The organism is Mesorhizobium sp. M0522 (genome assembly GCF_040321085.1).
Taxonomy (GTDB): domain Bacteria; phylum Pseudomonadota; class Alphaproteobacteria; order Rhizobiales; family Rhizobiaceae; genus Mesorhizobium.
The window spans coordinates 19352-31087 of record NZ_JAMYQW010000012.1 but is presented as its reverse complement, the minus strand read 5'-3'; the positions used below and the strand labels follow the sequence as shown (position 1 = coordinate 31087).

Here is an 11736-nt window from a genome sequence, read left to right as displayed (position 1 = left end):
TAATAAAAACAAACTGCCAACGAGGATTGTCCATCGATGAATGTGGCCCAGAACATTGTCGCCGGCCTCGACCGGATACTGACCATGGAATTGGTGCGCGTCACCGAACGCGCCGCGGTCGCGGCCGCCAGATTGCGCGGACGTGGCGACGAGAAAGCCGCCGACCAGGTCGCGGTCGATGCCATGCGGCAGGAGCTCAACCGTCTTGCCATCAACGGCGCGGTGGTGATCGGCGAGGGCGAGCGCGACGAGGCGCCGATGCTCTATATCGGCGAGGAGGTCGGCACCGGCAAAGGCCCGGCTGTCGACATAGCGCTCGATCCGCTCGAAGGCACGACGATCTGCGCCAAGAACCTGCCCAACGCATTGGCCGTTATCGCCATTGCCGAAAAAGGCAGCCTTTTGTTCGCGCCGGACGTCTATATGGACAAGATCGCGATCGGCCCGGGCTATGCCGACGGCATCATCGACATCGATGCCTCGCCGGCCGAAAACATCGCCAGCCTCGCCAGGGCCAAGGGCGTGCCGGTGGCGGAGATCACCGCCTGTATTCTCGACCGGCCGCGCCATGGCGCCTTGATCGAAGCCGTGCGGGCGACCGGAGCCGCAATTCGTCTGATCGGCGATGGTGATGTCGCCGGGGTCATCCATACCACCGACCCGGACGAGACCGGCATCGACATCTATCTCGGCACCGGCGGCGCGCCGGAAGGCGTGCTCGCAGCTGCCGCCTTGCGCTGCACCGGTGGCCAGATGCAGGGCAAGTTGATCCTCGATACGCCGGAAAAGCTGGCGCGCGCCGCCAAGATGGGCATCTCCGACCCTAAACGGATCTACCACACGCAAGACATGGCACGCGGCGACGTGCTGTTTGCCGCGACCGGCGTCACCGACGGCAATATGCTGGCCGGCGTCAAGTTCGGCCGCAATTTCATCACCACGCACACGATCGTCCTGCGATCGTCATCGCGGACCGTGCGCGAAATCAAGGCCAGGCACCAGGATCTGGAAAAGTTTTGATTTCGACTCAGTTAGCCGTTGCATACTGTGCGCAATGACAAATTGCAGACGGCGCGTCACGTGACGGGGGAAAGACGCTTTTTCCTCGATGTCAGGCAGTCGGCCACCGGCGTTTCCTGGGAACACCGGCTGACCGAGCGTCAGGACATGGCCGCGCTCGCCATCGCGCAAGGGTATGGCGTGCCCGATATCGTGGCACGCGTGCTGGCCGGGCGTGGCGTCACCGCCGAGCAGACCGAGCAGTTTCTGGATCCGACCATCCGCAACCTGCTGCCCGACCCGGCATCGCTGACCGACATGGACAAGGCCGCCTCTCGCATCGCCCAGGCGGTGATGGCCAGGGAAAAGGTGGCGATCTTTGGCGACTACGATGTCGACGGCGCCGCCTCATCGGCGCTGCTCAAGCGCTTTCTCGCGCATTTCTCGGTGCCGTCGGAGATCTACATACCGGACCGCATCTTCGAGGGCTACGGCCCCAATCCGGAAGCGATGCGCGAACTCGTTTCGCGCGGCGCGACGCTGATCGTCACCGTCGATTGCGGCACCAATAGTGCTGCTTCCATCGACGCGGCGAAGGCCGTCGGCGCCGACGTCGTGGTGCTCGATCACCATCAGGTCGGCGGGCCGTTGCCGGCGGCGACTGCGGTCGTCAACCCCAATCGCGAGGACGACCTTTCCGGCCAAGGTCATCTTTGTGCCGCCGGTGTCGTCTTCCTTTGCCTGGTGCAGACCGCGAAGATTCTGCGCAGCCGCCTGCCGGATGCCGCACCGCCGGACCTGCTTGGCCTGCTCGATCTGGTAGCGCTTGGCACCGTCTGCGACGTGGTGCCGCTCACCGGCATCAACCGCGCCTTCGTTGTCAAGGGGCTGCAGGTTGCGCGGCAGCAGAGGAACGAAGGGCTGGCGGCGTTGGCGCGGGTCTCGCGTATCGGCGAGCCGATCAACACGTTCCATCTGGCCTTTCTGATCGGTCCGCGCATCAACGCCGGCGGGCGCATCGGCGACGCAGCACTTGGCAGCCGCCTGCTTGCAACCGACGACCCGGTCGAAGCCCGCACCATCGCCGAGACGCTGGATCGGCTCAACCAGGAGCGGCAGTCGATGGAGCAGGAGATGCTGGCCGCGGCGCGCTCAGAGGCCGACGCCGAGCTTGCCGGCGGCAATGGTCCGGCCATCGTGGTCACAGCCAGCAGCAACTGGCACCCGGGCATTGTCGGCCTGCTTGCCTCGCGGCTCAAGGACCATGCGCGCCGGCCCGCATTTGCCATTGCCTTCAACGTCAATGGTGTCGGTACCGGTTCAGGCCGTTCAGTGTCTGGCTTCGACCTCGGCCGGCTGGTGCGCGAGGCTGCCGATGCCGGACTTATCGTCAAGGGCGGCGGCCACGGAATGGCGGCCGGCATCACTGTCGAGCGGGCGAAGCTCGGCGAACTCAGGGCTTTCTTCGAAGAGCGCGCGGCGGTGGATGTGTTCCGCCTGCAAGGCGAGGAGAGCCTGGCGATCGACGGCGCGCTTGCCGCCGAGGGCGCCACGCTTGCGCTGCTCGATGCGCTTGAGAGGGCAGGGCCGTTCGGCGCCGGGCATGTTGCGCCGGTGTTCGCGCTGCCGCGCCACCGGCTTGTCGATGCGCGGGCGGTCGGCAGCAACCACATCCGCGCCGACCTGCAGTCGGAAAGCGGCGGCCGCATCCAGGCGATCGCCTTTCGCGCCGTCGACACCGCTCTTGGCGAATTCCTGTTCAAGAACAGGGGTAAGCCGGTGCATGTCGCCGGCTCGCTGTCGGGCAACCACTGGAACGGCAACCGCACGGTGCAATTTCGTATCGTCGACGCGGCGCTTGCCTGAGAGCTCGCTGCCGCCCTGCCTAAGCGAGGACGGTCTGCAGCCGGGTCAGGTCGCCGATCTGCGCCATCGTTGCCTGGTAGCCGATACGGATCGCTTCGTCGGCGCGGTGGAATTCGGTCAGGCCGATATGGCTGAGCTTCGGCTGCAGCGATATGTCCGGCGGGTCGCCGGCCAGCCTGGCGCGCGAAATGCGGTCCTGGATGATGTTGAAGGCCTCGACCATGACGCCGGTAATGCCGAGCCGCGTCTCGCGCGACTGGCGTTCGGGATCGGCGTGGCCGGCCCTCGGCGCGTCTTTCTCGATGACCAGCTCGCCGGCATTGTGCTTGATCACCGCGGCGCGGCCGAACAGATCGTAGTGAAGGTTCACCGCAACCACGAGCGGCTGCTCGTAGGCACGGCAGACCGAGACCGGCACCGGATTGACCAGTGCGCCGTCAACCAGCACACGCCCATTGCAGGCGACCGGCTCGAACACGCCGGGTAGCGCGTAGGAGGCGCGCATTGCGGTGCTCAACGAGCCGCTCGACAGCCAGATCTCATGGCCGGTGCGGATTTCCGAAGCGACGCAGACGAATGGTTTTGGCAGGTCCTCGAAGCGGATGCCGGCTATGTGCTCGCGCAGCCGCGCATCGAGCTTCATGCCACCGAACAGGCCGCTGCCGCGTAGATTGAGGTCGAGAAGGCCAAAAATGCGCCGCCTGGTCAGGCTGCGCGCGAATTCTTCCAGCTCGTCAAGCTTGCCGGCAACATAGCAGCCGCCGACCAGCGCGCCGATCGAGGTGCCGGCGATCATCGACACTTCGATGCCGGCTTCGTCAAGCGCGCGCAGCACGCCGATATGCGCCCAGCCGCGCGCACAGCCGCCGCCCAATGCCAGCGAAATCCCTGTTTTGCCCGGAGATTTGGTTTCGGATGCGCCCGCGGCCGAGGAGAGGCCATTGGCCTCCCGAACGTCAGGTCTGTTGCGCAATGACGCCCAGTCGAGCATCACAATCTCCCTTGTCCCACGGCCATCCTATAGGCGGGCCGTATCGAAATCATGAATATACGTGGCTGAAGTGCTGCGAATGGTTCATATTGATGGTGTATTGCGCTTTCGATACGTTTTTTCCGCATCGAACAGTGGCTTGCTGCCGTCGCTGGCAAGTGTCCCTTTGCCATCGCTCAGCCCCACCGTCCGATAAAAGCATGAACGTCGGCCGGTGTGACAAGTTGCTTGGTGACCCAGCACTTTGACGCGCAACCATATCGCGTCCTGGTCACAATCCGTGAGCATCTCGACAACCTCCTGGACATTGCCCGAGGTTTCGCCCTTCTTCCACAGCGCGTTGCGCGAACGCGACCAGTAGTGCGCGATGCCGGTCTCGAGCGTCAGCGCCAGCGCCTCGGCATTCATGTGCGCGACCATCAGCAGCATGCCGTCTTCGGCATCGGTGACGACGGCGGTGACGAGGCCGCCGGCATCGAAGCGCGGCGAAAGGACCGTGCCTTCCTCAAGCGCCTTCTTGTCTGAGGGAGCTTTCGGGAACTCCAATGCCGACATTCGCCGGTCCTTATTTAACTAAGGTGGGGCGGGTCTGATCAGTTCCGCCGCCGCGCACCATGGTGACGAAGCGGACCTGCTCTTCGGGTGTATCCTTGAAGACGCCGGTGAAGGTCGAGGTCAGCGTGGTGGAGCCCTGTTTGCGGATACCGCGCATGGCCATGCACATATGCTCGGCCTCGAGCATGACGGCGACGCCACGCGGATTGAGCACGTCCTGGATGACCCCGGCAATCTGCGCCGTCATCGCTTCCTGGGTCTGCAGACGATGGGCGAAGATGTCGACGACGCGGGCGATCTTGGACAGGCCGACGACCTTGCCGTCCGGCAGATAGCCGACATGTGCCTTGCCGATGATCGGCACCATGTGGTGCTCGCAATGCGAGTGGAACGTGATGTCCTTGACGATCACGAGGTCATCGTAGCCGGCGACTTCCTCGAAGGTGCGGCCGAGTTCCTCGGCCGGACACATGTCGTAGCCGTTGAACATTTCGCGGAACGCCTTAGTGACGCGCTTCGGCGTGTCGATCAGACCCTCGCGGTCAGGGTTGTCGCCGGTCCAGCGCAGCAAGGTGCGCACCGCGGCTTCGACTTCGGCCTCGCTTGGCCGGTCGGTGACCGGCTTTTCCATATAGGCCGACTGCGGCATGAGTTTCTTGATAACGGCGTCCATAAAGGCGTCTCCCGTAGTTCCTCTCTCAGGAGGAACGAGTTGAACGGACCACGACCTTTCGGGTGTCAGAAACTCGCCCGGTTTCCAGCCCGTAAGTGGCGTGAACAGATTTGGGCATGACGAGGTTTGTGGTCGCCTTGTCGATACCCGACTACCGCCATTATATATGTTCGTGCCGAGCGAAAGGAAGACGCCAGAGCGGCAATCGCTGTTCGCTGGGCGGCGACGGATTGGAAAAATATGATCGACGATGTCTACAATGCGAAAATTCTGGGTTTTGCCGGAAACATCGCACGGATCGGCCGGCTCGACCGGCCCGACGCAACCGCACGAGCACATTCCAAGCTGTGCGGCTCGACGGTGACCGTCGATCTGAAGATGGATGATGGCGTCGTCAGCGATTTCGCGCATGACGTGAAGGCCTGTGCGCTTGGCCAGGCGTCGTCGTCGATCATGGCGCAGCATGTCGTCGGCGCCAGCGCCGAAGAATTGCGCAGCGTGCGCGAGACGATGCTGAAGATGCTGAAGGAAAATGGCCCGCCGCCCGAAGGTCGTTTCGCCGACCTGAAATACCTGGAACCGGTGCGCGACTACAAGGCGCGCCACGCCTCGACCATGCTGACCTTCGACGCAGTGGTCGATGCCATCGGCCAGATCGAGAAGAAGCGGGCGGAAGAGGCAGCTTAAACTTTGGCGAGAAAACGCCGGCTTTCGGCGAATTCCGCCCGGACCCAGTCGGCAAAAGCCCTGGCCGGCTCGGAAAGGTCATTCAGCCTTCTGGCCACTAGCCAATAGGCGCCCGACGCGACGTCGATGTCGAAAGGCTTGATCAGCGCGCCGGACGCAAGTTCTTCGCCGATCTGCAAAAGATCGCCCAGCGCGACACCATGTCCAAGCAAGGCTGCCTGCTTTGAAAGCGAAGCATCGGCCAGCATCGGGCCGCGCGCAGGCACGGCATCAGCCGTCACGCCCGCCGCTTCGAACCAGCGCGCCCAAGCCTGACGGTTTTCTTCGTGCAGCAATGTATAGCGACCAAGGTCGATCGGCTTTTCCAGAGCTGGGCCGGATGCAAGAAGTGCCGGCGACAGAACTGGGGAATCGACGACCGCGGCAAGCTGTTCGGCTTCGCTGCGTGGCCATGAGTTGGCGTGCGCACTGAAACGTAGGGCAAGTTCGGGCTGATCGCTGCGAAACTCTATCAACCTCGGGTCGACCTCAAGGGAAACGTCGATGTCGGGTCGCAACTCGCGAAACCGGTTGAGCCGCGGTACCAAGCCATACGGATGCAAGCGATGGCTCGACGCTGACACGTACCACGGACTGCGTCGGGGCCGCCGTCAATTCCGAAAGCAGCCTGTCGATGCCCTCGAAACTTCTGACCAACTGGTCGAGCAGCCGCCGGCCGGTGTCGGTCAACTCGACGCGGCGATGATGGCGGAAGAACAAAGGTTGGCGCAGGAAGGTTTCGAGCTCGCGGATCTGTCGGCTGATCGCCGCCTGCGAAACATAAAGCTCCTCGGCCGCACGGCTGAAGCTCAGGTGACGACCGGCTGCTTCGAAGCTTCTGAGAGCCGTCAGGGGGAGGTGTCCGCGCTTCATTCGCATAACTCAGAGTTATCTGACGTGGACGTTATACTCGTTTGAAGAGCAAGGCCAGCGGCGCTCTAATCGGTGCTCAAGGAGTGCCGCCATGATCCAGTTTCTCAACATTCTAGGCGATGTCGTGCGGATCGCGACGTTTCAGTGGTACGACGAGAAACCGCATAGGGATTGGTGCGAGGAGAGGCCGCCGACCAGCGTCGCCGTATGTCGAAGGCCGACGCCCGACCACTACCCGGTTCGCCGTACCAGGCCATGACCGGATTGCCGGAACGGCATTGCGTTCCTGGCCCGATGCGCACATCTATCGCGTAGGGAAACGCGATGTGGAGACTGCGGTGGTCGGCCAACATCGGCAAGCGCACGGCGCCAGACCGATTCGACAAGGACGCAATTGGCCCGGCCCGTGGCGCAAGACGCCGGGCCGCGTCTTCGGCACGTCGCTTGTCCGACTCTACCAGCTGACGCTGTCCGGCTTCGTCGGCAATTCCTGCCGGCATCTGCCGACCTGTTCCGAATACGCGCACGAAGCGATCGCCCGCCACGGGCTGTGGGCCGGCGGCTGGATGGGGTTTTTCCGGGTGCTGCGCTGCGGACCGTTCGGCACGCACGGCATCGACCGGGTGCCTGAGGCACTGGCTGATCGCTACCTCTGGTTCACGCCATGGCGGTACTGGCGGATCGGGAAAAAACGTGGCGACCTGGACAGTTGACCGCAGCTGTGCGGTGCACAAAGGGATCGCTTTTTACGATCTGTTAGGGTTAACCGCAGCTTGCGCTGACATAGCGCATTTGAGACAAAATCGAGACAAGACACCTCGCTAAGCCGCTCCTGACACCCTTCAGGAGAGATTACCAAATGCGCCGGATAGATCGTCTTCCCTTCGTTTTCGCCGTGGTTCTCTATGTCCTGGCGTGGCTGATGGGTTTTCCGATCCGTGCGCAATCGGCGCCGCTCGGGGACGTCGAATGCACGCTGATCGTCGACGCCGCAAGCGGCGAGACGCTGTATCGCCAAGGGACCTGCGATCAGCGCTTCAGCCCCGCCTCGACATTCAAGGTTCCGCTGGCGCTGATCGGCTATGATGCTGGAATCCTGAGCGACGAGCATACGCCAAGCTGGGAGTACAAGGCAGAGTTCAATGCTCCGAAACGGGACCGCAAGACCGTCGACCCGACGATCTGGGAAAGGGATTCGGTCCTTTGGTTCTCACGCGAGATTACGCGCCGGCTCGGCAGCAAACAGTTTGCCGGCTATGTGTCCAGATTGGACTATGGTAACACCGAAGTCTCCGGCACTGCCGGCAAGAATGACGGCCTCACCCATTCCTGGGTGAATTCTTCGCTCAAGATATCGCCGGTCGAGCAGGTCGATTTCCTGCGCAAGCTGCTGGCGCGGAAACTGCCGGTCTCGGACAAGGCCCATGCGATGACCAGCGCGATTGTCCCGACCTTCCGGGCAGGCGGCTGGACGGTGCAGGGTAAGACCGGAACGACCAGGCTCGGCGACAGCGCCGACAAGCGCTCGCTTGGCTGCTTTGTCGGCTGTGCGCAGACCGATGCTCGCAAGATCGTCTTTGCCCGCCTGGTAGTCGATACGAAACGTTCCGACACGCCAAAGGGGCTCAAGACGCGGGCGATGTTCCTGAAAGATCTGCCGAATCTCCTCAGGTGAACCTACATCCGGCTTTACGGCGCCGAAAACTGCCCATAAAAGACCGCTCGCCGCCGGACGCATCCGGCTCTTACTGATGCATGTCGTAGCCCCAAAACCGCTAAGCAGTCTTGGGTGACATGCATTTCACCACCCGCGCTCGTTTGCGGGACTGGATAGGAGAATCTTATGCTGAATTCCGTTTCCCTGACATTTCCCGATGGTTCCGTTCGCGATTACGACGCGGCGATGACCGGCGCCGGCCTGGCGGAATCGATCTCGAAGTCGCTGGCCAAGAAGGCCGTTGCCTATTCGATCGACGGCACAGTGCGCGATCTTTCCGACCCGATCGGCAGATCGGGCAAAGTCGAGATCATCACCCGCGAGGACCCGCGTGCGCTGGAGCTCATCCGCCACGATGCAGCCCATGTGCTGGCCGAAGCCGTGCAGGAACTTTGGCCGGGAACGCAGGTGACCATCGGGCCGGTGATCGAAAACGGATTCTACTACGATTTTGCCCGCAACGAGCCGTTCACGCCCGACGATTTTCCGGTGATCGAGAAGAAGATGCGCGAGATCATTGCGCGCAACAAGCCGTTCACCAAAGAGGTCTGGTCGCGCGAAAAGGCGAAAAGGATCTTTGCCGACAAGGGCGAGCGCTACAAGCTCGAGTTGATCGACGCCATCCCCGAGGATCAGGACCTCAAGATCTATGCACAGGGCGACTGGTTCGATCTTTGCCGCGGCCCGCATATGGCCTCGACTGGCCAGATCGGCAACGCCTTCAAGCTGATGAAGGTCGCCGGCGCCTATTGGCGCGGCGACAGCAACAACCCGATGCTGACCCGCATCTACGGCACGGCCTGGGCCGACCAGGCGCAGCTCGAAGCGTATCAGACGATGCTGGAGGAGGCCGAGAAGCGCGACCACAGGAAGCTCGGCCGTGAGATGGACCTGTTCCACTTCCAGGAGGAGGGCCCCGGGGTCGTGTTCTGGCACGCCAAGGGCTGGAGGATGTTCCAGAACCTGGTCAATTACATGCGTCGCCGCCTCGACGAGCAGGGCTATCAGGAGGTCAACGCGCCGCAGGTGCTCGACAAGAGCCTGTGGGAGACGTCAGGCCACTGGGGCTGGTACCGGGACAACATGTTCAAGGTGACGGTTGCTGGCGACGACACCGACGACGACCGGGTGTTTGCGCTGAAGCCGATGAACTGCCCCGGTCACGTCCAAATCTTCAAGCACGGGCTGAAATCCTACCGCGATCTGCCGGTAAAACTTGCGGAATTCGGCAATGTGCATCGCTATGAGCCGTCCGGCGCGCTGCACGGGCTGATGCGCGTGCGCGGCTTTACCCAGGACGATGCGCACATCTTCTGCACCGAGGAACAGCTCGCCGACGAGTGCATCAAGATCAACGATCTGATCCTCTCGACCTATGCCGATTTCGGCTTCGACGAAATCACCGTCAAGCTGGCGACCCGCCCCGAAAAACGGGTCGGCACCGACGCGATGTGGGATCATGCTGAGGGCGTGCTGCAGGACGTGCTCGACAAGATCGCGGCGCGGTCGGGCAACCGGATCAAGACGGGCGTCAATCCGGGTGAGGGCACGTTCTACGGGCCGAAGTTCGAATATGTGCTGAAGGACGCCATCGGCCGCGACTGGCAATGCGGCACCACGCAGGTTGATTTCAACCTGCCGGAACGGTTCGGCGCCTTCTACATCGGCTCGGATTCGGAAAAGAAGCAGCCGGTGATGGTGCATCGCGCCATCTGCGGCTCGATGGAGCGTTTTCTCGGCATCCTGATCGAGAATTATTCCGGCCATTTCCCGCTCTGGTTCGCGCCGCTGCAGGTGGTGGTGGCGACGATCACTTCCGATGCCGACGATTACGCCCAAAAGGTCGTTGCGCAGCTGAAGGCGGCGGGGCTGATCGCCGAAGCCGATCTGCGCAACGAGAAGATCAACTACAAGGTCCGCGAGCATTCGCTGGCCAAGGTCCCGGTCATCCTCGTCTGCGGCAAGCGCGAGGCCGAGGAAGAAACGGTCAATATCCGTCGTCTCGGGTCGCGCGACCAGGAATCACTCGGCCTCGCAGCCGCCGTGAAGCTGCTTGCCGATGAGGCGGTGACACCCGACCGCAAGCGCCGCGCGGCCTGAACCAGCCGACCAGCAACGAATGGCGGTGGAGCGATCCACCGCCATTTTCATATGCCTGTCACGCCGCGCGCCTATCTGGCAAATCGATCGACGTGCGCGTCGGCGATGCGCTGGCGCGACGCATGCGCAAGGCAGCTTAGAGGGGCGCGCCTCAGTCGGCGCCTTCCTCGGAATCGATGGCCGAAGCCTCGGTGGCCAGAACCTCGATGTCCTGGTTGTGCCCAGCCACCACCGTAAAATCCTTCTGGTAGATGCGGTCGCGGTTCTTGGCGATGATGGTGTAGTCGCCCTCGGCCAGCACCATCGAGGCAAAGGCGCCGACGGTTTCCTTGATCGGATCGCCGGATTCATTGAGCAACGACCAGGAGGTGTCGGCGATAGCCTCGCCGCCTGGTTCGCGCACCAGCTTCATGGTCATCTCGGCGGCACGGTGCTCGACCGTCGCTTCGGTGAGCTTGCCGGCCTCGACGCGGATGTCGGAGCGGATGACCGCGTTCACCGCGCCATAGGTCGACACGACGTGGTAGGTGCCGGCATTGAGCCGCACGACGCTGTTCGGCTCGACATCGGGTATGATGAGGGCGCGATCGCCATCGGCCGCGGCGTGGCTCTCATAGATCGAGAAGCGCAGCTTCTTCGGCGGTATGCGTACCCCGCCGGACAGCACGGCATCGAGCTTGAGGCCACCGGCATCGAGCACGAGGCTCTCGCGCTTGGCTTCCTTGCCGACGGTGATGCGCTTGGTGGCGCCGGCCCGCCCGTAGGAGGCGTGGACCAGATACGAACCCGGCTCGAGCTGGAATATGGCGGTGCCGCCATGAGCGGAGGCGACCATCGGCAGCTTGCCGTCGCTGGCCGATTCGGGTTTGAAGACGCGCCAGACGATGCCGCGCGTGATGTCGGCGCCCTTGTCGGTCAATTGCGCCGACAGCGTGATCGCCCCGCTGCTGCCCAATGCCAGCGATGTCTCGCTTTTCGGATGCGCATAGCCCGAAATTCCGGGAAGCTTCAGCTCGCCGAGGCCGTCCACATCCTGGGCGACGGCAAGCGAAACCGGCACCATCAACAGTGCGGCAGCGAGCCATATCAGGAAAAGACGCAATGTCCCCTCAAACATGCCTTGCGTTGAAGCCCAAGGCGGTGGCAATTTCAAGGCTTAAGAGTCCGGTCGGCTTCTGCTACAGGGCTCTTTGTTCGGCGCGCCGCGCCAATGCCCAAGCCGCCCGATGTCCCGAT

Annotated in this window: 11 protein-coding genes and 1 pseudogene; 7 read left to right on the top strand and 5 right to left on the bottom strand. The window is 62.9% G+C overall.

Annotated features, from left to right (window positions below; all coding sequences use genetic code 11):
* Nucleotides 1-36: 36 nt before the first annotated feature.
* Together glpX and recJ are read left to right on the top strand one after the other, a co-directional pair.
* Nucleotides 37-1020 carry a class II fructose-bisphosphatase gene (gene glpX / locus NKI58_RS15390; protein WP_352786496.1) on the top strand — a complete coding sequence of 328 codons (984 nt, stop codon included), beginning with the start codon at nucleotides 37-39 and terminating at the stop codon, nucleotides 1018-1020.
* Nucleotides 1021-1080: 60 nt separating this feature from the next.
* Nucleotides 1081-2865 (top strand): single-stranded-DNA-specific exonuclease RecJ, encoded by a 1785-nt coding sequence (recJ, locus tag NKI58_RS15385; RefSeq protein ID WP_352697785.1) that lies wholly within the window; start codon nucleotides 1081-1083, stop codon nucleotides 2863-2865.
* Between the two features lie 19 nt (nucleotides 2866-2884).
* On the opposite strand, the gene NKI58_RS15380 is transcribed toward recJ, so the two are convergent.
* The 3 genes from NKI58_RS15380 to folE form a co-directional block, all read right to left on the bottom strand.
* Entirely contained in the window at nucleotides 2885-3856 is a 972-nt protein-coding gene (locus NKI58_RS15380) for a patatin family protein (protein WP_023678882.1), read from the bottom strand.
* 84 nt (nucleotides 3857-3940) lie between these two features.
* On the bottom strand, nucleotides 3941-4411 hold the full coding sequence (gene hisI / locus NKI58_RS15375; protein ID WP_352568834.1) for a phosphoribosyl-AMP cyclohydrolase: 471 nt from the start codon (nucleotides 4409-4411) through the stop codon (nucleotides 3941-3943).
* A 10-nt stretch (nucleotides 4412-4421) separates the two neighbouring features.
* Nucleotides 4422-5084, bottom strand: a complete 663-nt coding sequence (gene folE / locus NKI58_RS15370) for a GTP cyclohydrolase I FolE (RefSeq protein WP_023678880.1) — start codon at nucleotides 5082-5084, stop codon at nucleotides 4422-4424.
* 240 nt (nucleotides 5085-5324) lie between these two features.
* On the opposite strand from folE, the gene NKI58_RS15365 reads away from it, so the two are divergent.
* The gene (locus NKI58_RS15365; protein ID WP_023678879.1) at nucleotides 5325-5771 is read left to right on the top strand and encodes an iron-sulfur cluster assembly scaffold protein; all 447 of its coding nucleotides are present in this window, start codon (nucleotides 5325-5327) and stop codon (nucleotides 5769-5771) included.
* Here the strand turns inward: NKI58_RS15365 and NKI58_RS15360 are convergent.
* Nucleotides 5768-6683 (bottom strand): annotated as a pseudogene (locus NKI58_RS15360) (LysR substrate-binding domain-containing protein). The gene NKI58_RS15365 and the pseudogene NKI58_RS15360 overlap by 4 nt on opposite strands.
* 91 nt (nucleotides 6684-6774) lie before the next feature.
* Between NKI58_RS15360 and NKI58_RS15355 the strand changes: the two are divergent.
* The 4 genes from NKI58_RS15355 to thrS all read left to right on the top strand — a co-directional run bounded on the left by NKI58_RS15355 (nucleotide 6775) and on the right by thrS (nucleotide 10500).
* Nucleotides 6775-6942 (top strand): hypothetical protein, encoded by a 168-nt coding sequence (locus NKI58_RS15355; RefSeq protein ID WP_352568832.1) that lies wholly within the window; start codon nucleotides 6775-6777, stop codon nucleotides 6940-6942.
* 79 nt (nucleotides 6943-7021) lie between these two features.
* A complete protein-coding gene (gene yidD / locus NKI58_RS15350; RefSeq protein WP_352454656.1) occupies nucleotides 7022-7396 on the top strand; it encodes a membrane protein insertion efficiency factor YidD in 375 nt (124 codons plus the stop codon).
* Nucleotides 7397-7542: 146 nt separating this feature from the next.
* Nucleotides 7543-8358, top strand: coding sequence for a class D beta-lactamase (blaOXA, locus tag NKI58_RS15345; RefSeq protein ID WP_352786497.1), 816 nt, complete (start codon nucleotides 7543-7545; stop codon nucleotides 8356-8358).
* A 168-nt stretch (nucleotides 8359-8526) separates the two neighbouring features.
* Nucleotides 8527-10500: a threonine--tRNA ligase gene (gene thrS, locus NKI58_RS15340; protein WP_352786498.1), complete on the top strand. Its 1974-nt coding sequence runs from the start codon at nucleotides 8527-8529 to the stop codon at nucleotides 10498-10500.
* Between the two features lie 151 nt (nucleotides 10501-10651).
* Here the strand turns inward: thrS and NKI58_RS15335 are convergent, their stop codons facing one another.
* Nucleotides 10652-11617: an RgsD C-terminal domain-containing protein gene (locus tag NKI58_RS15335; protein ID WP_352853554.1), complete on the bottom strand. Its 966-nt coding sequence runs from the start codon at nucleotides 11615-11617 to the stop codon at nucleotides 10652-10654.
* Nucleotides 11618-11736: the final 119 nt, after the last annotated feature.

What these genes read in the sequence shown, in the direction of transcription:
- blaOXA (WP_352786497.1), top strand. Translation starts at nt 7,543, where the DNA reads ATGCGCCGGATAGATCGTCTTCCCTTCGTTTTCGCCGTGGTTCTCTAT.
- NKI58_RS15355 (WP_352568832.1), top strand. Translation starts at nt 6,775, where the DNA reads ATGATCCAGTTTCTCAACATTCTAGGCGATGTCGTGCGGATCGCGACG.
- glpX (WP_352786496.1), top strand. Translation starts at nt 37, where the DNA reads ATGAATGTGGCCCAGAACATTGTCGCCGGCCTCGACCGGATACTGACC.
- folE (WP_023678880.1), bottom strand. Translation starts at nt 5,084, where the DNA reads ATGGACGCCGTTATCAAGAAACTCATGCCGCAGTCGGCCTATATGGAA.
- hisI (WP_352568834.1), bottom strand. Translation starts at nt 4,411, where the DNA reads ATGTCGGCATTGGAGTTCCCGAAAGCTCCCTCAGACAAGAAGGCGCTT.
- thrS (WP_352786498.1), top strand. Translation starts at nt 8,527, where the DNA reads ATGCTGAATTCCGTTTCCCTGACATTTCCCGATGGTTCCGTTCGCGAT.
- NKI58_RS15335 (WP_352853554.1), bottom strand. Translation starts at nt 11,617, where the DNA reads ATGTTTGAGGGGACATTGCGTCTTTTCCTGATATGGCTCGCTGCCGCA.
- NKI58_RS15380 (WP_023678882.1), bottom strand. Translation starts at nt 3,856, where the DNA reads ATGCTCGACTGGGCGTCATTGCGCAACAGACCTGACGTTCGGGAGGCC.
- NKI58_RS15365 (WP_023678879.1), top strand. Translation starts at nt 5,325, where the DNA reads ATGATCGACGATGTCTACAATGCGAAAATTCTGGGTTTTGCCGGAAAC.